General features: G+C 51.3%; 19 protein-coding genes. All 19 read right to left on the bottom strand.

Going from position 1 to position 23,533, the window contains the following annotated elements:
• Nucleotides 1–269 precede the first annotated feature (269 nt).
• The 19 genes from SCT_RS00350 to SCT_RS00260 all read right to left on the bottom strand — a co-directional run bounded on the left by SCT_RS00350 (nucleotide 270) and on the right by SCT_RS00260 (nucleotide 23,260).
• On the bottom strand, nucleotides 270–2,657 hold the full coding sequence (locus SCT_RS00350; protein WP_059417639.1) for a tetratricopeptide repeat protein: 2,388 nt from the start codon (nucleotides 2,655–2,657) through the stop codon (nucleotides 270–272).
• Nucleotides 2,658–2,722: 65 nt separating this feature from the next.
• A complete protein-coding gene (locus SCT_RS00345) occupies nucleotides 2,723–3,664 on the bottom strand; it encodes a GDP-L-fucose synthase (protein WP_059417637.1) in 942 nt (313 codons plus the stop codon).
• A 4-nt stretch (nucleotides 3,665–3,668) separates the two neighbouring features.
• Nucleotides 3,669–4,754 carry a GDP-mannose 4,6-dehydratase gene (gene gmd / locus SCT_RS00340; protein ID WP_059417658.1) on the bottom strand — a complete coding sequence of 362 codons (1,086 nt, stop codon included), beginning with the start codon at nucleotides 4,752–4,754 and terminating at the stop codon, nucleotides 3,669–3,671.
• Nucleotides 4,755–4,788: 34 nt separating this feature from the next.
• Nucleotides 4,789–6,426, bottom strand: a complete 1,638-nt coding sequence (locus SCT_RS00335) for a glycosyltransferase family 4 protein (protein WP_059417635.1) — start codon at nucleotides 6,424–6,426, stop codon at nucleotides 4,789–4,791.
• A gap of 367 nt (nucleotides 6,427–6,793) precedes the next feature.
• A complete protein-coding gene (locus SCT_RS00330; RefSeq protein ID WP_059417634.1) occupies nucleotides 6,794–7,888 on the bottom strand; it encodes a WecB/TagA/CpsF family glycosyltransferase in 1,095 nt (364 codons plus the stop codon).
• A 6-nt stretch (nucleotides 7,889–7,894) separates the two neighbouring features.
• Nucleotides 7,895–9,073: a glycosyltransferase family 2 protein gene (locus tag SCT_RS00325; RefSeq protein WP_059417632.1), complete on the bottom strand. Its 1,179-nt coding sequence runs from the start codon at nucleotides 9,071–9,073 to the stop codon at nucleotides 7,895–7,897.
• Nucleotides 9,070–10,299, bottom strand: a complete 1,230-nt coding sequence (locus SCT_RS00320; protein ID WP_059417629.1) for a glycosyltransferase — start codon at nucleotides 10,297–10,299, stop codon at nucleotides 9,070–9,072. Before SCT_RS00320 ends, SCT_RS00325 begins: the two co-directional genes overlap by 4 nt.
• A 281-nt stretch (nucleotides 10,300–10,580) precedes the next feature.
• Nucleotides 10,581–11,519, bottom strand: a complete 939-nt coding sequence (locus SCT_RS00315) for a UDP-glucuronic acid decarboxylase family protein (protein WP_059417626.1) — start codon at nucleotides 11,517–11,519, stop codon at nucleotides 10,581–10,583.
• A gap of 137 nt (nucleotides 11,520–11,656) precedes the next feature.
• Nucleotides 11,657–12,817, bottom strand: a complete 1,161-nt coding sequence (locus SCT_RS00310) for a glycosyltransferase family 2 protein (protein WP_159107862.1) — start codon at nucleotides 12,815–12,817, stop codon at nucleotides 11,657–11,659.
• A 278-nt stretch (nucleotides 12,818–13,095) separates the two neighbouring features.
• Nucleotides 13,096–13,593: a serine acetyltransferase gene (locus tag SCT_RS00305; protein WP_059417621.1), complete on the bottom strand. Its 498-nt coding sequence runs from the start codon at nucleotides 13,591–13,593 to the stop codon at nucleotides 13,096–13,098.
• A gap of 53 nt (nucleotides 13,594–13,646) precedes the next feature.
• On the bottom strand, nucleotides 13,647–14,612 hold the full coding sequence (locus SCT_RS00300; RefSeq protein ID WP_144408185.1) for a glycosyltransferase: 966 nt from the start codon (nucleotides 14,610–14,612) through the stop codon (nucleotides 13,647–13,649).
• Nucleotides 14,609–15,580, bottom strand: a complete 972-nt coding sequence (locus SCT_RS00295; RefSeq protein ID WP_059417617.1) for a glycosyltransferase family 2 protein — start codon at nucleotides 15,578–15,580, stop codon at nucleotides 14,609–14,611. Before SCT_RS00295 ends, SCT_RS00300 begins: the two co-directional genes overlap by 4 nt.
• Nucleotides 15,577–16,575 carry a glycosyltransferase family 2 protein gene (locus tag SCT_RS00290; RefSeq protein ID WP_159107861.1) on the bottom strand — a complete coding sequence of 333 codons (999 nt, stop codon included), beginning with the start codon at nucleotides 16,573–16,575 and terminating at the stop codon, nucleotides 15,577–15,579. Before SCT_RS00290 ends, SCT_RS00295 begins: the two co-directional genes overlap by 4 nt.
• 29 nt (nucleotides 16,576–16,604) lie before the next feature.
• A complete protein-coding gene (locus SCT_RS00285; RefSeq protein ID WP_082098105.1) occupies nucleotides 16,605–17,552 on the bottom strand; it encodes a sulfotransferase in 948 nt (315 codons plus the stop codon).
• 21 nt (nucleotides 17,553–17,573) lie between these two features.
• Nucleotides 17,574–18,497 (bottom strand): class I SAM-dependent methyltransferase, encoded by a 924-nt coding sequence (locus SCT_RS00280; protein ID WP_059417611.1) that lies wholly within the window; start codon nucleotides 18,495–18,497, stop codon nucleotides 17,574–17,576.
• Nucleotides 18,498–18,620: 123 nt separating this feature from the next.
• Nucleotides 18,621–19,721, bottom strand: a complete 1,101-nt coding sequence (locus tag SCT_RS00275) for a glycosyltransferase family 4 protein (RefSeq protein WP_059417609.1) — start codon at nucleotides 19,719–19,721, stop codon at nucleotides 18,621–18,623.
• A gap of 8 nt (nucleotides 19,722–19,729) precedes the next feature.
• Nucleotides 19,730–20,845 (bottom strand): DegT/DnrJ/EryC1/StrS aminotransferase family protein, encoded by a 1,116-nt coding sequence (locus SCT_RS00270; protein ID WP_059417606.1) that lies wholly within the window; start codon nucleotides 20,843–20,845, stop codon nucleotides 19,730–19,732.
• Nucleotides 20,842–21,771, bottom strand: coding sequence for a WxcM-like domain-containing protein (locus SCT_RS17840; protein WP_059417605.1), 930 nt, complete (start codon nucleotides 21,769–21,771; stop codon nucleotides 20,842–20,844). Before SCT_RS17840 ends, SCT_RS00270 begins: the two co-directional genes overlap by 4 nt.
• 121 nt (nucleotides 21,772–21,892) lie before the next feature.
• Nucleotides 21,893–23,260 carry an oligosaccharide flippase family protein gene (locus tag SCT_RS00260; protein WP_059417603.1) on the bottom strand — a complete coding sequence of 456 codons (1,368 nt, stop codon included), beginning with the start codon at nucleotides 23,258–23,260 and terminating at the stop codon, nucleotides 21,893–21,895.
• Nucleotides 23,261–23,533: the final 273 nt, after the last annotated feature.

Here is a 23,533-nt window from a genome sequence, read left to right as displayed (position 1 = left end):
CAGAGCCCGGCACAGCACTACGCCAACTGGCTCTTGAAGGAAAATCGGGCGGCATGAGCGCTACGTTGGGGGCCGGAAAACACGACCAAGCTCATATTTACCTTCAAATCATTTAGTGGCAGTCAAATTTAATCGCCTGGATGCAACACAAACAGGCCGCCTCCCCCTTTGTAAAAGGGGGATTGAGGGGGATTTGGCAGAGCCTGGGCTTGCCGCCACCGTTAAATCCCCCCTGCCCCCCTTTTACAAAGGGGGGATAAACTAAATTATCAAATCTTGGCCAGAACTCCCTTAGCCTCCTCTATGCCCGGGAAGCTGGATTTTGAATCAACCGCTTTCTGCAGAGTTGTCTTCGCTGCCTTCATGTCGCCCTTCTTGTACAAGGCCATTCCCAGGTGGTACTGGAAAATCGCGGCTTGAGGCGCCTTGTCCACAGCTTTTTGCAGTAACGGCAAAGCCAGATCATTCTGTCCCGACTTGAAGTAAATCCAGCCCAGCGTATCCACGAAAGCCGGGTTAGCCGAGCTCTCGAAGGACTTGGCCAGTCCCAATGCCTTATCCAGGCTCGCTTTATCGCCTTTCTCGGTGAGCAGGGATGCCAGGTTATTCGCCGCAGCATCAATCCCTGGTGTTTTCTTCAGTACGGCTTCATATTCAGCAATCGCCTTATCATTATCACCAGCCCGCTGATAGAGCTCCGCCAACGACATGGACATCCTTGCATCCCCAGGAATAGCAACCAGACCTTGCTGCAAGGATAGTATCGCAGCTTTCGTATCGCCACGTGCCAGGTTGAGGTTGGCCAAATCAAGATAGGAAGCAGATGCCTTCGGATTAAGCTGGATAGCCTTGCGGAATGCCCCATCGGCCTCGGCGTATTTCTTCTGGTTGACGTAGACCTCGCCCAGCAGCAGATGCGCCATGAAGTTATCGGGCGCTGCCTGAATAGCCTGATTAATGCGGGCAACCGCCTTGTCTGCTTTGCCTTGAACCGCCAGCACGTTGACCATCGCAGTCAGAGGTTCGATGGACTTGGGCGATTTGCTCAGCGCCAGTTCAAATTCCGCCAGGGCCTGGTCGAATTTCTTCTGCGCCTGATAAATCAGGCCCAGCCGGTAATAGCCAACCGGCTGATCAGGTGATGCGGCCTTAAGCTTGGACATGGTGCTTTCGGCAGCGCTCCAGTCCTTCTTGGCCGCCTCCAGTTCAGCTTTTGCCTGAAGAGCACGCAAATTTTTCGGATCCGCCGTAACGACAGCATCGACCTCCTTCAGCGCCCCATCATAATCCTGGGTAGCCGCAAGAAAATCCGCTGTGGCCATCCGAATATTCGGGTTATTGGGGAATTTGGAAACCGCATTGCTAAATGTATCCTTGGCCAACTCCGGTTCCTTATTCGTCAAATGTGCCTTGGCCAGTAACCCGAGCAACTCAACCGAGTCAGGCTGATCCTTGAGCAAGCTGCGGAAATCGGCAATGGCGCTCTTCGCATCGCCTTTTACTAACGACATCTTCCCTCTGAGCAGCAGCGCCTGGTTATCTTTCGGACTCTCCTTCAGCACCTCGGCAACCAGTTTCTCTGCGGCTTCCTTCTTGCCCGCCTGCATTTCCAGTTCAGCAAGCTGATTTCTTGCCTTCAAGCCTTCCGGTCCGGTCTTGTCGAGATCGATGATATCCAGATAGAGTTGACGCAATTTCTCAGGCTTGTTCATTGCCTGGTAAAGTTTGGCCAGACCAAAGCGCAACTTGTATGCCTTGGGTTTGTTCTGAATGACAGACAATAATTCCTTTTCAGCCGCCTCAGGGCCCTTGCGGGTTGCCAAAAATTCCGCCAACAACAGATAGCGCGTCTCGTCTTCCGGATCGACCTGGATGGTGTCACGCAACGATTTTTCAGCCTTGTCCACCTGATTCGTCCGCGCATAGAAAGTCGCCAGGCCGACCCGGTATTCCAGCTTTTTCGGATCGATTGCGATAATCTCAAGCAACTGCTTTTCTGTACTTGCCATGTCATTATGTTTCATCGCAATGGCCACCAGACTCATGCGTAGAGAAACATTCTTGGGATTGGCTTGCACCCCTTTTTCCAGCACTTCCTGCGCCTTCGCCTCATCGCCCTTCTTGGTGTAAAGCGCCGCCAGCAAACTCACCGCTTCGAACTGCGTGGGGTCCGCCGCAATAACCTGGCTGGCCTCCTGAATAGCGCCTGCTTCATCGCCCTTACGAGACATCAGAGCCGCCTTCAGAGTATGCGCCGCAGGATCCGCCGGTTTCTTGGCGAGAATCTCGCTAACCATCTTTTCCGCCTTGGCGGTATCATTTGACAACAAATAAATTTTTCCCAACTTGGCTTTGGCTTCAAGATGCTCGGGGTTCAATTCCAAGGCCTTGGAATAGTTACCATAAGCCTTTGGCCAGTTATTTTGCTTTTCTTCCAGCGTACCGTACATGTAATAAGCATCGGCATTCTTGGGATCGATCTGCAACACATTCTTGAATTCGACACGAGCCTTGTCGTAATCCAACTGCTCCAGATACGCCTTACCCTTTTCCATGTGTTTGGCCTGACGCTCCGCCTTGCCACCGCAACCCGACATGGAAATGGAAATAGCCAGCAACATCGCAAGCAAATAGGATGGTTTATTGTTGAACTTCATATCACTCCTCCAAGAGCATCCTTAAATTATGAAACAACCCTTTTTCTCAATACATGTTTACCAGATTACGCGCTGTACCGCCGAATAAAATCCTGATAAGCCTTCCCAATGCCCTCGTCCATCGCGGTTTTCGCGCGCCATCCCAGTTTATTCAGATGCGTTACGTCCAGCAGTTTCTGTGGCGTCCCATCCGGCTTGCTGGAATCAAATACCAGTTCGCCCTGAAAACCCACTACCTTGGCCACTTTTTCCGCCAACTCACGAATGGTAATGTCTTCTCCTACACCAATATTAACGAATTCCCCGATATCTTTCGCATCCCGATTTTCCATCAGAAACACACCGGCGTCAGCCATATCATCGCCGTACAAAAACTCACGTCGCGGCGTACCGCTGCCCCACACACTAACCTGCGCATCTCCACGTGTTTTGGCTTCGTGCATCTTGCGGATCAGCGCCGGCATAACATGCGAATTCTGCAGGTCGTAATTATCTCCCAACCCATACAGATTGGTCGGCATCACGCTCATGAAATTGGTTCCGTACTGGCGATTATAAGCGCCGCACATCTTGATGCCGGCAATCTTGGCAACCGCATAGGGCTCGTTAGTCGGTTCCAGCACTCCGGTCAGCAGATGCTCTTCCTTCATCGGTTGAGGGGCGAACTTCGGGTAGATACAGCTTGAACCCAGAAACAGCAGCTTCTTCGCACCATTGGAATAGGCCGCGTGTATCACGTTGCTCTGAATCATCAGGTTCTGGTAGATAAAATCCGCAGGATAAGTATTGTTGGCAACAATCCCCCCCACCTTCGCGGCGGCCAGGAACACGTGGCTAGGCTTTTCCTGCACAAAAAACTCTGCCACTGCCCGCTGGTCCTTCAAATCCAGTTCGGCATGTGTGCGCGTCACGATATTCGAATAGCCGCCCTTTTCAAGGCGGCGCATCAGCGCCGAACCCACCAACCCGCGGTGGCCGGCCACATAAATCTTGTCACCGGACTGCATGGCCTTACTCATGATGATCAAACGTTTTGTAGCCCTCGCGCCGGCATAAATCGTCCCGCTCAGAAGTCTTCAAATCTTCGCGTACCATTTCAGCAACCAGTTCCTTGAAAGTCACTTTAGGCGTCCACCCCAGCTTGGTTTTCGCCTTGGTCGGGTCACCCAGCAGCGTCTCCACCTCGGTAGGACGGAAATAGCGGGGATCGACCGAAACGATGCACTTACCGGCAGCGTCATAGCCCTTCTCATCCACGCCCGAGCCTTCCCAGCGGATTTTAATCCCCAACTCTTCGGCAGCCGCATCGACAAAATCACGCACGCTGTACTGCACACCGGTTGCAATCACGAAATCTTCAGCGTGATCCTGTTGCAGCATCAGCCATTGCATTTCCACGTAATCCTTGGCGTGGCCCCAATCGCGCTTTGCATCCATATTCCCCAGGAACAGGCAATCCTGCAAACCCAGCTTGATACGCGCCAGCGCCCGGGTAATTTTACGCGTAACGAAAGTCTCGCCACGAACAGGTGATTCGTGGTTGAACAGAATACCGTTACAAGCATACATGCCATACGCTTCACGATAGTTAACGGTAATCCAGTAAGCATAAAGCTTCGCCACCGCATAAGGCGAACGGGGGTAAAACGGGGTAGTTTCCTTTTGCGGGGTTTCCTGCACCAGCCCGTAAAGTTCTGAAGTGGATGCCTGGTAAAAACGGCTCTTCTTTTCCAGCCCCAATATCCGAATTGCCTCCAACACCCGTAGCGCCCCAAGCGCATCAGAGTTGGCTGTATATTCCGGCTCCTCGAACGAAACCGCCACATGGCTCTGTGCGGCCAGGTTGTAAATTTCATCCGGCTGCACCTGCTGAATAATCCGGATCAGGCTGCTGGAATCGGTCATGTCACCATAATGCAGAATGAAATTCCGGTTCGAAACATGCGGGTCCTGGTAAAGATGGTCGATGCGATCGGTATTGAACAATGACGCACGGCGTTTAATGCCATGTACGATGTAACCTTTTTTAAGCAGAAACTCTGCCAGATAAGCACCGTCCTGCCCTGTTATACCTGTAATAAGCGCTACTTTTTGCATATTGCATTTCATATGTTAAATAATCCCCAATCCATCAAAGATGCAGAAGCAATCCCTTGGCACCAAGAATACCAGAAGCCACCATCACTGAAATATTCAGCACCCTACCCCAGAACCTGTTGCCACGGTTGATAATGATTTCACAGCCGTAGAACAAAATCACCCCCTTTATCACCATCTCACCAAAGGCAGAATCCTCAGAAGCCCCATCCATGAACAGGCCACTGGCGATGACCAGAAACACCACCAGATAATCCATCGGCGTCGAACGGAACTCGACGTCGTGCACATAACGCACCACTATGATGATAGCCAAGGCCAGCGCAGCAAAATACGCCCAGCGTAGTTCAGGAAAATATTCCGACAGCTGCAATGAGTACTGATGAGTCAGATAAACGAGAAAGGCAGCAGTAGCATAAATGGCAATCCGCACCAGATAGGCGTTGCTCTGTATGCGATCGAAAAGCATCGCCACCAGCAAGACAACTGCAATGGCAACCCCAGTCAGCCCAAAATCGCGCGGCACATTACTAACCCATAAGCTACCAATTATAAAATAAGCTGGGACCGTTATCCTAATAAACAGGGTCGGCACAGTGCTAAATAATGGATGTCTCTTGAGCGACAGAATAAACCGGCTCAGACGTGATTCTGAGCCCTGTCGATTAACCCGCCAGCCTGTGTGTTCGCCCAGAACAAGCAGGACAAAAACCAGGGTGCATACACCCAGATAGAGAGACAACAAGATAGCATCAGCCTCGTACTTTAACGCCAGAGCGCTAAGTACGAAAAACGTCTGAATAGCGTAAATAACAACTACCGACTGGTAATGGTCGAAACCCAGATCAAGAAGGCGGTGGTGAATGTGGTTCCTTGTTGCCTTGAACCAGTTCAAACCCTGGTAGGCACGCTGGGCGAACACCGCGAGAATATCCACAATCGGCAGCCCTAGAATCAGCGCCGGCAACGCCATGCTCAAACCCGTGTGGGTCTGCTGGGTCAGGATCACCGCAAGCGTGCCCAGAGAAAAGCCAAGAAACTGGCTACCCGAATCCCCCATAAACACGCGTGCGGGGTGAGTGTTGAAGCGCAGAAAACCAAACACACCCCCCATCACCGCAAGGGCGATCAACGTCACCGCGAAGCCATCAGCAACATACGCCAGATAGGCGATACATGCCAGACTCAACATTGACTCGCCGGCCGCCAACCCATCCAGGCCATCGGAGTGATTAATTGCGTTGATCATGCCAATAATAGCAACTACCGTGAATGGCTTGCCGATATATGCTGGCAACGGATCGTCCATAAACGGCACCAGGGAGACCCAGACATCCCCAAAATACACCAGTCCGATTACCGCAATAAATTGCCCGATGAACTTGACGTAATGGCCCAGTTCCCGGCAGTCATCCCATGTACCGAAAATCAGCAGCACGACCGAGCCAAAGAGAAAGAAAGCAATGGCGGAACTGATTTGAACCCACAGCAGAATGGCAATCAAAGATCCAAGCACGATGCCAATCCCACCCACACGCGGAATCGGTACCGCATGAACCTTGCGCGGATCAGGTTGATCAACCATCCCCAGCACCGGCGCAAGGCGAATCATGATCGGAATGATCGCCATGCTGACAAGCAAGGCTGTCAGCAATACAAAAAGAAAATTCAAGGGTCCCTCCCTGCCACCAATATTGCCACCCAATATACTAAGGGCAGCTTATTATACTTTTATGAATTCACCCCATTAACAACCTATACATCATGCGCAATGTAATTAACCTCATGCTCAGGCTCTTTAACTTCAGACAAGCATTCACCACATCCAACGCAAAACACCCCCTCAGGATAACATGAGCGCCTTCATACCGAATATTCCCCCCGACCCCGCGTCACGAAAAAATCCAACAATCCATCCCACAAACTACATCAGCGATTAATGCAAAAACGCCTAAGGCGCTCTTGCGAAAAGCCAAAAGAATAGCCTCATCCTTGGGGAAAGGATAGGTTGGGTGTCCAGCGTTAACTCACTCATTTAGTCAGCGCTTCAACAAGTATTCGGCGCAACAATATTTGATGATTCGGTGCACCGGCTGTTGGAGGGAGGCAAGCAGTAACTGTCGGCAATGCTGCGTTTGATAGCCTTGCAATAATATGACTAGCCCAACAAAAGCACTATCCACATACGTGACTCCGCCCATTTCCAGCCTCACGTCCTTTCCGGCAAGTACCGCATTGGAAAAACAATCTCGCAAGGGGGCAATATTCCGCTGCGTCCACGCACCCTGTAGTCGGACAATGTAGCTTTGTCCCTCTTCTCTCGTTTCCACACTAGCCATCGCCAGTTGATCAGCATCTGCCTTGTGGTGTTGCAGATACCAGACATAAGGAACTACGCGCGTCACCAATAGGGTAAGCAGGGCCATGCCATCCTCGAAATAGCGTCGCCAAAGGCCCGGTTCTTCCTTGATCCGCCACAGCCACTCCAAGCCACTACGCTGCATCCAGACCGGGGCGCGGCGGACAGTTCCGGCGACGAAATTCACCACCGCACCCAGATGGCTGATAATCGGCACAGTGATGCGAGCACGATTGCGCACTATCCACGCCTGGCCTTTCTTCGCCCCCAGCGCGACCACCAGAAAGTCCGCACCACTGGCATTAATCCTGGCGATGACGGATTCGCTACTCATGTCATCGATGGAACCGAAGCCGGGACATTCATGGCCCACGCAGGTCATTCCCGCTGAATCCGTAGTGAGCTTTTGACAAGCCCTCTCGGCCACTCCCTCCGGACCGCCAAAAAAATAAACCGACATGCCCTGTGCAGAATCGCAGCGCAGCGCCTCGAACACCCCCGAACCGGCCACCCGCTCACGTATCGGTATGCCGAGCATGCGCGCCATCCATACCAGCGGCATGCCGTCGGCAATGCTCAGATCGCTGTTGATGACGGAATCACGAAATCCGCGGTCGGCCAGACAACCGATGAGAAAGCTGAGATTAGGTGTCGACAGGAAGCATCGCTGCCCGTCGGACACAGCGCGATGAACACGACCCACCGCCTCGGCCATGGTCACGGCATCGAAAGGCAGACCAAGCAGACAGTGGATGTCTCTGTTGAAATCGACCACGCCAGATCAATCCCGCTCGGTCTTGACCCAACTCTTTTGCCGCTTAGTCAGGAACCGAAGATAAAGAGTTGTCTTGGACAATATGTAAAACGGGATGGTCAGCATGGCCAAGAATGAAATAACTTTCCGCCCCCATCCGTACCATGCAATGGTGATCGCGATAGCAAAGAGGCCAAGCGTGATCAAGGACAGATTAAGCGGCCAAGTGATGCCCTCGAACAAGAAAAGCATCAGGTTCAGCGAGAAAATGGCAGTAACAATCAGCGCCAGCAAGGCAAGTGGTGGCACCACCAAATCTATGGCAAGACCAAGAAGCCTGACATTGCGTTCCCGAATCGCGCAGGCAAGCACACGGGGAAATTCATGCAGGATCATGCTCAAGTGCCCGTGTTCCCAACGCGTTCGTTGCGTGCCCTCGGCAGTCTTGTCGCTGGGGAAATAGCTGGTGACTGTGGCATCGGGGCAAAAAAGGGCGGGGTATCCTGCCAGCGCCAGATCAATACCGAACTTCATGTCCTCAACGATATGCCCGCTCGCCAGTGCAGCATTACTGATCAAAGACCATGGAAAAGCCATGCCCGTACCCATCAGTTGGCAGGACAATCCCAGGCGATAGAACCCCAGAGGGCGCACCTGGTTCTTCACCAACCAGGCGAACTCCGCGATGCGCGTTTTCAGGCAGGCACCTTCGGGAGAGAGCATCAGATCCAGAGACTGCACTGGGCATGATGCTGCGACACAAGTACGCGCCAGCCGGTCAATCGTCCCGGGAAACACCTGACAATCGGCGTCGATAATGATGACCACCTCGGGAGGATCATCCCGCATCCTGCCCACACCGAAATCCAGAGCATAGCCCTTGCCGCGACGTTCAAGATCGGTGCGCTCAACCACCTCCGCGCCAAGCCCGCGAACGATCGCCGCAGTCTCGTCGGAGCAGTTATCGGCCACCACCAGCAACCGGTCTCCCTCGGTAAGCTGAGGTAAAATGGAACCCAGGGTTGCGGCAATCACATCCGCCTCGTCGTGGGCGGGAATCAGGATGCCTACTGGGGAACGTCTTCCCTGCGGCAAAGGGCTGTGTCGGTAGGCGGGCAGAGCCATAAGCACTTGCACCAGCAGCACCGTTACCGGCACCAATATCAATACCGAAAGCGTTCCCAGGATGGCCGACAGCACAGTCATGCAGGCGACGCTCCATCGATACATGCTTCTCGGAAGAGTACCGCAAGCTTCGCCGCTTCGGTATCAATGGAATGCCGCTCCAGCACGAGCTGGTAGCCTGCTTCTGCCATGCGCTCCAGAGCGTCGCTAGGCGCAGCCAGGAATGTTTCCATCGCCGCTGCCAGTTCATCTACCGAACCTGCAGGAAAAAGCCATCCCGTCTCTCCTGGGCGCACCAGCTCCGGAATGCCGGCCACATACGTGGTCAGTACTGGCCGGCGTAGGGCCATGGCTTCCATGATCACCACTGGCAACCCCTCGGCGAAACTGGGCAGCACCAGCCCCCTCGCCACGAGAATTTCCTCTCGCACCTGATCGCTACTGATCCAGCCCGTGATTCGCACCCGATCCTCCAGAGCGTACTGCCGGATCAGCCTTTCCACATCGGCCCGCATTTCTCCATCGCCGGCGAGCACTAACTCAAAGTCTATCCCTTTCTGCGCCAAGCGATGCGCTGCCTCCATCAGTAGCAACTGTCCTTTCTGCTCGCATAGGCGACCGACGCAGACCAGTCTCGGGGCATCGGGGACGGGCACTGGAGCGACTGCGTGAAATTTCGGCTCCAGACCGCAATGCACTTCCTTCACCTTGTGCCACTGGTCATGTTCCACCCAGCGGTAGAGCTGGCTACGCCCGAACGAACTGACCGCGGCCACGAAGGCTGACCGGCGAATCTTTTCGCCCAGGCCGATAAATTGAGGCTTGTCGAACTCTTCCGGCCCATGCACCGTGAAGCTGAAAGATGGCCCGCCCAGACTATGTACCAACATCGCAACCGTTGCCGGATTGGTGCCGAAATGGGCATGCAGATGACAAGCGCCTTGCTCCCGAAGCCAAGGGAGCACGTGGCAGGCCTCAGCCAAATAGATCAGGTAAATCACCATCGGCCGGTCGGCGCGCCACCCCATCTTCAATGCCAGCCTGAGAGCCGAGAAGAATCGCCCAGGCGAGGCCACGCAGGCACGCAGCATGGCCATCATCAAAGTCAGTGGCCCCTGCTGCAGGACATACCGCGTCCGCGTCTGCTCTGCCTGGTCCTCCCCATCCACCAAATCGGCATCCCAACCGCGCAGGGCGATGCGCTGCACCTCAATGCCCTGCCGTTCCAGCGCAAGGATTTCCCGCCGAATAAAGCTGTGGCTTACCTTCGGGTATTGATTGACAAAATAGGCGATGCGTAAAATCATGACTGTTTTCTTAGAAGCTTTTTAAAATAATTACGCAATACTTTTCATGTCTCAGAATCTTTCGTGTCGCACTATTCAGTCAAGCTAAATCGCATGGATGCAACACAGACAAGCCGCCTCCCCCTTTGTAAAGGGGGATTGAGGGGGATTTGGCAGAGCCGGGGCTTGCCGCCACCGTTAAATCCCCCTAGCCCCCCCTTTTCAAAGGGGGGTATCCCGCTGGTTTAACGTGACTGACTACTACCTTTCGGCTTAAGTTAAGTACCATTCGACCTGTCCCATCAGTCGGCGAGACGACGAAAATACTCGATTGTCTCCTTGAGACCATCATGCAGCTGGACTTTTGGTTCCCACCCCAGCTTCTCCCGCGCTAGCGTAATGTCCGGGCAGCGCTGGCGCGGGTCATCCTGCGGCAGTGGATGATAGACGACGCGCGAGCGAGTCCCACACATGGACACGATAGTCTCGGCTAGTTCACCGATAGTGTACTCACCGGGATTACCCAGGTTCAGCGGGCCAGTGAAGCCTTTTTCCGTCGCCATCATGGCGACGAACCCCTCAATCATGTCGTCCACATAGCAAAACGAGCGCGTCTGGGTACCGTCGCCGTAGACCGTTATGTCCTCCCCCTTCAGGGCCTGAACGATGAAATTGCTAACCACCCGTCCGTCGTTTTCCGCCATCCGTGGCCCGTAAGTGTTGAAAATCCGCACAACTTTGATGTCGAGGTCATGCTGCCGCTGATAGTCGAAGAAAAGCGTCTCGGCGCAGCGCTTTCCCTCGTCGTAGCAACTGCGCGGACCGATCGGATTAACCCGCCCCCAATACTCCTCTACCTGGGGATGCACCTCGGGGTCGCCGTACACCTCGGAAGTCGAGGCCTGCAGGATGCGCGCCTTGACCCGTTTGGCCAGGCCAAGCATGTTAATGGCCCCGTGCACGCTGGTCTTTGTGGTCTGCACGGGGTCGAACTGGTAGTGTATCGGGGACGCTGGACAGGCCAAATTGTATATCTGATCCGTCTCGACATAGAGCGGGAAAGTCACGTCGTGACGGAGCACCTCGAAATGGGAATTGCCCAGCAGCTGCCGGATATTCGCGCGCTGGCCGGTGAAATAGTTGTCGACGCAAAGGACATCGTGCCCCTGTGCAACTAGATGGTCACACAGATGCGAGCCAAGAAACCCCGCCCCTCCGGTGATGGTAATATGCTGCGACATTTCCTCTGACTCCTCGCTAGTTGTTTTCTTCACTGCTGGCCTGACCGTACGATACGATGTTGGCCGCACGCGAGCACCTTATATCATCCAGATGACAATTTCGAGTACGCGTGGACAATTTTGGGGTAACCATACTGTCAGTCGCGTTCTGTCTTCTTCCACCGCGTCTCGCGGCGGGTAAAAAAATCGCGGTACAGCGGCAGCTTCCACATGAGGTAGCCCGGCACCGCGGCGAGTGCCGCCAGCGTCGACTTGACTCCGGCGAACCGCATCCAGGACATCAACACGGCCGCAACGAACACCGCCGCCATACCCGCTAAAAATCCAAGTGGGCCACCATACCCATAGAACACATACAAACCGAGCGACAGGCTTGCGGCAACCACCCACATCAGTCCGAGGAACGCCAGCGGCGGAACGGCCACCTCCAGCGCCAGCGCGACGCGGTTCTTGTCCAACTGCTTCAGACCTTCGAGCAGGAGCCTCGGTCCGGTACGAAAGACCAGAAACATATGACCATGCTCCCACCTTCGCCGCTGACTCAGGGCCGTTTCTTCACGTTTCGGCAACTGCCCATCTACCCTTGCCTCTGGGACGAAGGCCGTCGGATACCCCCGCTGCAGCAAATCGATGGCCAGCTGGTAGTCCTCTGCGATCGACCCTTCTCCCTGCGGCGCATTCCTGATGACTTGAAACGGATAGGCGGAACCGCTGCCATTGAGCAGGCAGGGCAGGCCAAGGGCGTGGAGGCCCAGGGGGCGGACATAGTTCTTGAGCAGAACGGCGAGGCTCGATAGATTGCACAAGCCTTTGTCCACGTCAGAGGGCGCAAAGAAGTAAGCCCCCATGACCGGTCGATTCAGCTCCCACGCCTGCGTGGCGAGCATCCGCACGGCCCCCTCACTCACAACGCAGTCTGCGTCCACCACTACCACGACATCAGGCGGACTCGCATCAAGCCATTGGAGACCCGCCCTCAGCGCGTCGGGCTTGCCTCCTCGACCCTCGTCCTGCACCTCAATCACCTCCGCCCCCAAGTTCCGGGCGGTCTCCGCAGTAGCATCCGTGCAGTTGTGAGCGACACAAAGCAAACGGCAATTCGGCGGCAGATCAGCGAACATGGAAGCGAGGCTACGGCTGATCACCCCCTCCTCGTTATGCGCGGGGATAAGTACAACTGTGCGCGGAAATTCCTTTTCCGGCGTGGCAGTGGCAGTCGCTTCCCGCTTGCGGAAGCCCAAGGCAGCGATAGCTTCCACAACCACCACCAGCATTGGCACCGACGTGAGCACAGCCACCAGCCAAATCAGCGTGCCGAGGCCCATCTCCGCAGTCATTGCTCTTCCTCTTGGAATATCAAAACAGCATTAAAACTCGTCCGGTTCATCTTTGCGCCTATGCGCATCTTGAAGTGACAGGGTTTTTCCATGCCCCTGAATCTACTTGTACTCGATCAAGCCCAGTTTCATCCCTGTGAGCCGGAAGATACAGAAAGTCTGCACCCATTTGGGTCTTGCCTCATCAAATGCGTTCATTTTGATTGTTTTACACTTAGCGTTTAATAAAGCCGCCATGATTAGCTACTTGCGATCACAGCCGGAACACCAATCGCTATCTTCCCTGCCGGCACATCTTTAAGCACCACGGCGTTTGCTCCAATACAAGCATGATCGCCAATGCGCACGTCACCCAGAATCTTTGCACCCGCGCCAACATCGACATGTCCGCCAATCACGGGCAACATTTCCCCTGTGCGGGTGCCAATAGTCACCTGCTGCAAGATCAAACAGTTCGGCCCGATCCGCGCACCGGGGTGGATAACAATGCCATTCGGATGCGGTAGCAACAAGCCCCCCCCAATCTGGCAGTTGAGTGGGATATCCGCACCAGTCACCACACTCCAGAATCGATGGCGCAAAATAGCCCATTTCTTCGCAAGAATACGCAAAGGATTGCGCGACTCTACATGACGCTGGTAAGACCGGATGCTGGCCAACAAAGCTCTGGACGGATGCCACGAGAAAATACGCTTTTTTTCTCGTGACCAATCCGGCACTTCGGCGGAGACTTCCATTGTTGACACCCCAATAAAGATTACTCTTGTCCAAAACAAGTTATGCGTTTGTGTTAATTTACAGTTGATGACTCAGTTAGAATACTTAGCATCTTTCGAAGGAGCCTGATTCGTAACGAACTTAAGGCCCAAAATATAAACAACCATTTTTTAACAAACTTTGAGCTGCCAAAACACAACTCCATCTCGAATGATTTGACCTGGCGATCGAGCATCCAACGTAAATATGGTCTCTTAACCTTATAAGCATCCATCGCTCTTTTATATTCAACCAACTTAACGACATGCGCTTTGAGATACTTGTCATCCACCCTGCCACTAACTTTCAGAGTGGATTTTAGTTGCCCAATGATGCTTTCAGAGTGCTGACGGTATAAGACAAGTGGCTCCGATATGCCGGCAACACCATTGCCAAGCAAAGCACGAAAGGAATAAACAAAATCTTCAGCTATAACCCCACCGCTTAATGGCCCCACAAAGAAATGTAGCGATCTCGAATAAGCAGCTACACACCCCCCCGCAATAAAAACTTTACGACCTGTGATCGTATCGTCGATGGATGGAGTCTTTTCAACAACTATTGTATCCTTAGAAATTACATTCCCATCTTCATCAATACGTACAACGCCGGAATACACAAGATCGGGGCGCGGCTCGCGTGACATCCATGCTTCTACCAACTTCGACGTACGATGCGGCAAAGAGATGTCATCGCCCCCCTGAAAAATCACCAACTCACCTGAAGACAGCTCCCACACTTTATTCACATTTTCAGCGAGCCCAAGATTGTATGCATTTCTGTGGATAATAATTTTATGCGGCCCAGTATAGTTAGAAGCGATATTTGCTATCACGGAAAAAGTAGCATCAGTTGAGAAATCGTCGGAAACAACCACTTCCAACGGACTGTATGTCTGAGCCAGCGCGCTCTCAAGTGCTTCTGCAATAAATCGTTCGTGGTTATAGCTAATCACTGCAAAAGTAACAAGAGGACTAATGTTAGGCATATTCTCTATCACTTGTACTCGATCAGGTGTGCCGTCTTCCCTGCCAGCCTGTTATAAAGAAAGCTCAACTGCCCCATCGCCTCTGGAAACTTGCCCAGCACCAGAAATAAGGCGCGCCACCAGTTTTCCCTCACGGATCGAGTACCGCACAAAGCAAGGCGTACAACCTGAGCAGGATAAATCAGTAGTATCGCCAGACCCCACGTCCCCAACCAGATCGCCAAGCTGACTGTAACCACAGGAATCCCCAAACCCCATATCCAGATGCGCCGTGACTCCTTCACCTGATGCCTCTCCGGCGGCGCGCCGTGCAAATGCGCCCCCTCGGCAAAAGCATAGCCACCACGCAGAGACCGTTTACGCCACTGTCCAAAACGTGTCATTGCCGCATCATGCAACGTCATTTCCTCGCCGATTCTCCATATCTTCCAGCCTGCCGCCCTAAACCGCACGCAGAGCTCCGGCTCCTCTCCGGCAATCAGTCCTTCACGATATGTCCCCACGCATTCAAGGGCGTCGGTGCGCATCAAGGCGTCGCCACCGCAGGCTTTTGCCTCACCCACTGGAGTGTCCCATTCGATGTCGCACAACATGTTGTACACGGAGCGGTCCGGAAAACGTTCACGACGCCGACCGCAAACTACGGCCACATCGGTGTGTCCATCAAGAAACCGTGCTGCCTTTTCCAGCCAGCCTGGCACAACCTCACAGTCCCCATCCACAAACTGGACGTAGGTTAAACCAGGTACCAGTTCAAGCAGTTTGTTGAACCCTTCATTTCGTGCTCGAGCCGCTGTAAAAGACGTGTTCAAATCCAACTCAACAACCCCCAAACCCATGCCAAGCGCCATAGCAACGGATCCGTCAGTCGAACCGGAATCGACATAAACCACCCGATCCGCGATTTCCTTAACAGATTCCAGACACTTTCGCAGACGCTCTCCCTCATTGCGCCCGATAACGACAACCCCGATACTCATGATTGCTTCCCGACACGGGGGATAAATGCCCGGCCCGTCATGATCGCCCACAGATCACCCCACAGCAGATCAAACATGAACCATCGGGGGTCATTGTTTTTATTACTGCGGGCGCCGATGTGCAAGCCTCTGCGCAGCAGGAACGAGAATCGTCCAATAGCCCAGAGTACATCCGCTGCAACAAGCCCGGTAATGCCGTAATGCTTGACAAAAAAACGTCGTCGCGAATCGTACCAATACTTGGCCCTTCTCTTCGCTGCGGCACGTATGCCGGTAGACGCACCCTCCAGATGCATCACCAGCGAATCGGGCACATACCAGCATCCCCACCCAGCCTGCTGGGTACGGTGGCAAAAATCCACCTCCTCGAAATACAGAAAATAATTTTCGTCCATCAGACCGATATCCTCGATAACCTGGCGGCGAATAATCATGCTCGCCCCGGACACCCAGTCACAGGAATGGGCCACGGACTGCGGCGGAGAGCTGACAACATAACGACGCAGCAAACGGCTGAGCACACCCAAACGAGCCCCTGCATCCAGTTCACTCAATGGAGAGGGGAACGTATGTGCAGAGCATTCCACGTCCCCATCAGCATTTTCCAGTTGACTGCCCGCAATGCCGACGCGGGGGTGGGCATCCATGAAATCCACCAAGGTCTTCACCGCTCCTGGTCGAGTCACGGTGTCTGGGTTGAGCAGCATCACATAATCAAGCAACTCGGTCGAGGCCAGCGCCATCCGTATGCTTGCGTTGTTGCCAAAAGCAAAACCGCCATTTCTATCCAGCGGCATAACGTCAACCCATGACGACCAACCCTCGCGCTCTATGGCGGCAGTCAGTTTCTCAACAGAATCGTCCCCCGAGGCATTGTCAACCACAACGAGGCGGTTGCCCGCCAGATCGGCCGCTTGCGTGGACAGAGCGCGCAGACAGTCGATAGTCAACTCTGACGTACGGTAATTTACGATAATGATCCAGACACTGCCCATTTTCAGTTGCATCCACCCAAATTTATTAGTTATTTCAGATTTGCATCATCTATTTTATTAACCATACATCTTATACGTAGGTATGCTTCTTTAAGCCCAAGCCGCCTTGTTATGACTTCCAGGAACAGCAGCACTGCGCCATATTTCCGAATCCGGTAAATTAATGAACCAAGTCTTGAATGCCCGTAAAGGTATCGTTTTTCGATTTTTGATAGTGTAACTCTCGGATAGCCACTCAATTCGTAACCCCTTAACAGCAATCTATCACCTATTTTCTCTTCAATTTTCTGAATGACTTCCTTGCTCGTCTTTAATTTCCAATGACCAACCAAGTTAGGATTAAGCGGCTCATAAGTGCTGTTTTTAACATAGTCGAACATGCGATCACTGTATTCAACGCCAAGAAAATGACAAATCCGGGTTAATTGTTCCTTAGGATGAATTAAGATATCGTTGTAACGCACCTCGATCCATGCCTCCTCTGGAAGGGTTCCGCAGCAACGCTCCCATTCAGTTTCCGCTCGCAGCCACCAGTCTGCTGCAACATAAGCATTTCCAGCCCAACCCATCCCCACGACCGAATTAGCGACATCACGACCGTCCCGAAGCAAATAGATGTATTTCGCCTTTGGCCAGATTCTGCCAATTTTGCTGAACTGATAATGAATGGTCGCACCAACAATCGCTTTCCCATCGCGGGTTCGCTTTTGTTCGAGAAAGTCGTTCGCCATGGACACAAAATCAAAATGACCTTTAATTTCAAAGTGGCTATGCTGGAAAACACGATCGTTTCTCAAAAAATCGCAATAATCCTCGATATCAGGGTAATTCCCATCATCTGAAATCTGGCTTACCAAAAATTCAGATTCAAGATTAAAAGCGATATCAGGGTGATGATCTAGCATCAAGCGCAACAGTGTTGTCCCTGATCGCTCGGAACCAACCAAAAAAATAGGTGAATTGGAGTTCATATTCATGATATTACGAGGAACAAATATTTATAGCTTTCGGAAGTATTGTTGAGTACCCGCCCCAATTGCACCACCAACGATTTGCTTTGCCACGGTTTTGACGACACGCATCGGATCAGTTGTAACGAAAGACACTGGTTTCTTAATCGGCGCAAACCCCATACTTTCAGCGAGACCGCGCATCGTAGCCGGCGTGAAGCCATTAATGTGTTCCAAGGGATGAATTTTCCGATAGTCGTCGAGAGTGGAAATACCATTTATCCCTGAACAATCCGGTGTTTCAAGAATCAATATTCCGCCTGTAACCAAATACTCCTTGAGCACTTCAAGAAGTGATCTTGGATCATCAAGATGCTCAAGAACCTCAAAAAGGGTAATCACATGGAACGCGGAAATCCCTGAACTCTTCAGATCTTCAAGCTCTGGGAATATCCTGGCGAATCGCCCGTTTTCACGCTTTGCAGAGGATCGGTCAACACCGTATGCCTCAAAACCATATAAGTCACACATTGCAAGAAATTCACCATAGCCGCACCCAAAATCGAGGAGGCGAACAGGCTTTCCGCTACACAAACTCCTGCTGAGGCGTTCTAGCTGTAAAACATGCTTTGTATACTGTACGGCTTTACTAAAAACATATTCAGTCGTCTTAAATGGTCGCTCAAACTCTTCAATCGCCTCTTGCGTCATCCATTGCGAAAACCGCCGCTCGTTCCAGTCTGGCGCGAGAATGTACTTGTGGAACGCTTGTCCGCAGTCACTGCACTGCACATAACTCCAGTGCTTCCCCCTTAGATATGGAGCGGGGTTCTCGCCCCATGGGTCATTTAAAATGAAGTCGCACAGAGGCTTTTCATTGAACAACCCGGTTGACAATTCAGCGAGCCTAGTGGATCCACAACTAATACATGTAGTCCGTTCAACAAATTGAGCGCTATCCATATTTTTCATAAATAGCTTTTCAATCGTTCATATAATCGATGATCGACGGCAACGAGAAAAATCTCGATGTGTCCGGGGAATAACAGTTAGTCCAGAGACCCATGGGGACGAACATATGACAAAATAAAATCATTAGTTAAGCAGCGGTTTCATAATGTGCTTTATCATTACTGATGAAACATTCTCCCAAGATAGATCAAGAACCTTTTCTCTAGCTAAATCTATTTTTTGGGAAATCACTGACACATCCTCACCTACCATTTTTTCAACACAAACGGCCACACTCTTAGGATCATTTATAGGTACAAGAAACGTGGTGGTGTCATCACCCGGAAAATACCCGGTCGTTACTACGGGCGTTCCACAAGCCATAGACTCAAGCACTGGATAATGTGGAGCACCCAACTGAATAGTTGCCAATGCAAACATAATGTCGACGGACCGATAAAAATCAGCCAGCTCCTTATCATTCCTGGGGACTACAACCTCTATACGCCCCTCTAGCCCTTTCAGTTCACTTTCAGGCAAGTGGTGGCCATAAGCAACCTTAAGGCGAACATCATACCCGCGACTAATCAACTCTTTTACCGAATCGACTGCTTGAGCCGTTCCCTTCCATATGTCTTTTCTTCCGATAATCCCGATGGTGAGAGTCGCCGGAAAACCTTCAAAAGGTTTTTTCCAATACAAATCCAAATCGATACCTGGCGGGACAACCGGAGCAGCAGTCCTTATATTTTTATAACCCACATAGATCGGGGAATTTACAAAACACTTTTGCTTGGGGATTACATAATAAGTTGCCCATAAAAAGACTGAAAGTATTTTCATCCTCATCGATGGAATTGCAAAAAAAACTTCTGATTCATATAACTGAATATAATAAAAACATTTCTTCCTTACGCCAGCAGCTATCGAAGGCCATACAGTCAATGAATGATTCAGCAATACAACATCATAACCTTTTTCGATCGTTAAAATTGCTTTCCTCATTACAAGAAATAATTCAATAAACCCTAGCGATCTATTAGAGGGCTCAGGCTCATCCACTATTTCAGCCTTCGAATTAACCCAGATAACTTCTGCATCTGTAGGGAAATAAGGCGCGCCCCCCCCCGCATGCGACAGAAAAATGACTCGATGGCCAAGTTTCACCCACTCAGTTGCAAGATTGCTCAGCACCCTACTTCCCCCAGCGGGAGCAAGACTAAGAACTGGGATCAATATATTCATCTAGATCCTTAGATGGATTTTCCATTAAGTAAAACCTCAACCTTGTGGATCACACTCTCTACATCTTCATCACTCATGGTTGGCCCAAGAGGCAAACTCAACACCTCACGATGAATTATTTCTGCAATTGGGAAGTCGCCTTCCTTCTTACCCAACTCGGCATAAGCAGGTTGCAGATGAGGAGGAATTGGATAGTGAATTACTGTTCCTATACCCTGGCTAGACAAATAATCCTGCAATGCACCGCGCTGAGAATTTCTCACCACATACAGGTGCCATGCAGGAGAACTCCACTCTGGAACGTGCGGCAACACCAAGTCTGGAATCCCCTTTAACCCTTCACTATATCGTTCAGCAATTTCCGCCCGTCGACTATTGTCACTATCTAATAGTTGTAACTTGGCACTGAGAAATGCGGCCTGTAGCTCATCTAAACGACTGTTATAACCTTTAGCTAAATTATGATATTTCTTTTCCGAACCATAATTCCTGAGCATACGGATGCTCTGCGCAAGCTTGGTATCACTGGTAGTAACCGCTCCACCATCCCCCAGCGCCCCCAGGTTTTTCCCTGGATAGAAACTGAATCCTGCGGCATCGCCGAGCGAACCTGCCTTTCTACCTTTATAAAGAGCCCCATGTGCCTGGGCAGCATCTTCGACTACCTTGAGGCCATGCTTTTCCGCAATTGCCATAATAGGATCCATATCAGCGCATTGACCATAGAGATGGACGACAATAATGGCTTTAGTTCGTGGCGTAATAGCTTCTTCAATACGGTCAGGATCAATATTGTAAGTCTGTTCATCCGGTTCAACGGGAACGGGGATTGCACCTGCATAATTTACCGCCAACCACGTTGCGATATAGGTATTGGACGGAACAATCACCTCATCCCCTACACCAATCCCCATACCGCGCAAAATCAGATGCAACGCCTCTAAGCCATTGCCTACGCCTATGCATTGTCCGCTTTCACAGTACGTTGAGAATTCGGATTCAAATGCTTCCGTTTCCTTACCGAGAATCAACCAACCACTGTCCAGCACCCGGGTCAGCGCATCGGAAAACGCATCAGCGGAACGCAAGTTGATCGATTTCAGATCAAGAAATGGGATGTTCATTTGTCTTTCACCAGCTTTAAAAATTCATCATAATCTCGCACATATTCACCCGCATCGTACTTCTCTGATGTAAGTACCAGCAACACGGCATCGGCAGTATATTTATACTGAATCCCCCACACCAAAGGCGGAATATGAATAGCGATCCCGGGCGTGTTGAGTTCATACTCTTCACGATTACAGCCATCGTCAACGACAACCGAGCAAGAGCCTTTTACACATACCAGAAACTGGTGAAGTCTGCGGTGCGCATGCTCCCCACGAATTTCGTTACTCTTGACATCGAAAACAAGGAAATATCTTTTCGGTTCAAAAGGCAGGTATTGCTCAACCTGGGCAAATGACAGGCTACCTCGCATGTCTTCAATAATTGGCAGTTTATATACCCCAACACCTTTTACTCGCGGGCCCTCAATCTTGCCATACTCACCCGTAGCTTTAATCTGTTTAAGACTGGTGTCTACTCGTGAATCCGCATAGCCCTTGATGCGGGCAGGATTACCGACAACGATAGCATATGGAGGAACATCCTTGGTGACTACAGCACCCGCCCCAACCATGGCATATTTCCCTACTCTTACTCCTGCCAGGATGGTTGCATTCGCCCCGATTGAAGACCCTTTCTCAATCAGAGTTTTTTCAAAGCGTTCGGGATATTGCTTGCTGCGAGGGAACAGGTCATTGGTAAACGTGGCGTTGGGGCCAATAAAGACATCATCCTCGACCTCTATCCCATCCCAAAGCTGCACACCACTTTTGACAGTTACACGGTCACCTATAATCACTTCTGTTTCGATCAGAACATGGGCGCAGATATTGCAGTCTTTTCCGATCTTCGCACCTTCCAGAACAACACAGAATTGCCAAATTTTTGTTCCATCACCAATAGTCTGGCTCTGAACATCCGACAACTGATGCACAAACATCTTACGCTCCGTTTCTTAATCATTAAGTCAGCCAATTCACAACCGCGTGAATTACGCCGACATTTTATTTTGAACGAGTTAATGAATAAAACCAAGCCTCATTAAATGAATTAATCTTTGATCAACCTGATAACGTCACTAAAACCCGCATAAACAACCACCCCACTGCCAAAGCAAGCAAGAATACCGGCAACACGGCAAATTCCCTCCACCAGTTTAACAGCCCATGTTGCGCCTTGTAGTAAAACACCACAGGCCAGGCTGCGTAAAAACTAAGAGATATGCCATATAAAGCGCCCTCCATTCCTGCAAGCCGATAGCCCAAAGGCAACGCAGCATACAAAACCAGTAAACGAATAAAATTGGATGCGATCAAATATCGCATATGGCCTTTGGCCATCCATAGAAATTCAATTACTGCGTATCGTGCTCCTATTAAGCTAAGCGCCAATATACTTAGCATATTACCGGCGCCATGGTAACGAGCATCATATAGTATGCTGACTACCCCTTCTCCAGCGACCAAGAGAAATCCCGCGACGCCAAACAAACTGAAATCCGAGATAATCCGGATACGCTGATAAACATTTCTCAAATTCTCAGGGCGATTTTGCACAACTTCACTGAGTGCTGGAAACAACACACGCGATAGAATAGATGAGTATAAGGACATTGCTGAATTACTCAGGAGATAAGCAATCGAGTACACTCCCAACCAGGTAGCATCCAGCATTCCACCCAGAATCAGTCGATCACCATTCAGAAACAAGAAGCCCAAAAGCGAGAGCAAAAAAATCCATTTCCCGAAATGAAATATCTCCTTGAAAGCCTGCGAATCCCACCCGAATCTGTTGGCCGGACCAGGGAGCCACAAATGCCCCATTACACAACGCACTGTAGTAGAAACAATAGCGCCGCCCACAAGAGCCCATATACTGGGGTACAGCCAAACCCATATCAGCATCACAAGAAGAGCCGTAATCTGACTGAATAATTCGATGAAAGTAACCCGCTTAAGTTGAACCATGCGCTGTGCCAGCGCAAATTTGGTGCTTTCGAAACCTTGGATAAGCGAAGTAAATGAGAATAGCGTCAGTATTGACGGCAATAGTGGATCAGCATACACCGACCCGGCAGGAACCCATTTCATGCTGACAACCGCCGGTAAACTATAGGCAATAAGTAAAATCGCCACCCAAATCAACACCCCCCTTAAAATCTGCACGACCCAGGCAGTATTCAGAAATTCCGGGCTATCTCCCCGCCGGTTTTGAATAATGCTCTGATTAATCCCGAGATCTGAAAATAGCGCCAGCCCCGCCATAAGAACATAAACAATCGCCATCAACCCGAACGCCTCGGGAAAAAGCAATCGAGTGAGAACAAGGTTACCCCCCAGGCGAATGACTTGAGAAGTAACAAAACCGGTTACCGTCCACCCCCCTGCACGAATGACTCTCTTCCTAAGAGTCATCGTTGTCGTTGCCATCTGAGATACGCGAACACAGAAAACCTTTCAACAAGCCGAACTTTCATCTGGCCGATCACGCCCGCCGTATAGCGCCATTTCAGCAGCAAACCGGCAAGCCTACACATAACTCGGCAACTCTTTAGCAATAAGAACCACGCGGTGGGTCCCAAATCCTCGGCCCGAAGCAGAACCTGCCTCAGGGTGGCTGGATTTATGGATAATTATGCAAATCACATGACCGCGGCAACGATCCTCTCACACTTTTGTGTCAAGATAATGATTCGCGCATTA

The sequence above is a fragment of the Sulfuricella sp. T08 genome (assembly GCF_000971475.1).
In the GTDB taxonomy this organism is placed as follows: domain Bacteria; phylum Pseudomonadota; class Gammaproteobacteria; order Burkholderiales; family Sulfuricellaceae; genus Sulfuricella.
The sequence above is the reverse complement of the archived record's forward strand: the minus strand, read 5'-3'. Positions and strand labels throughout refer to the sequence as shown.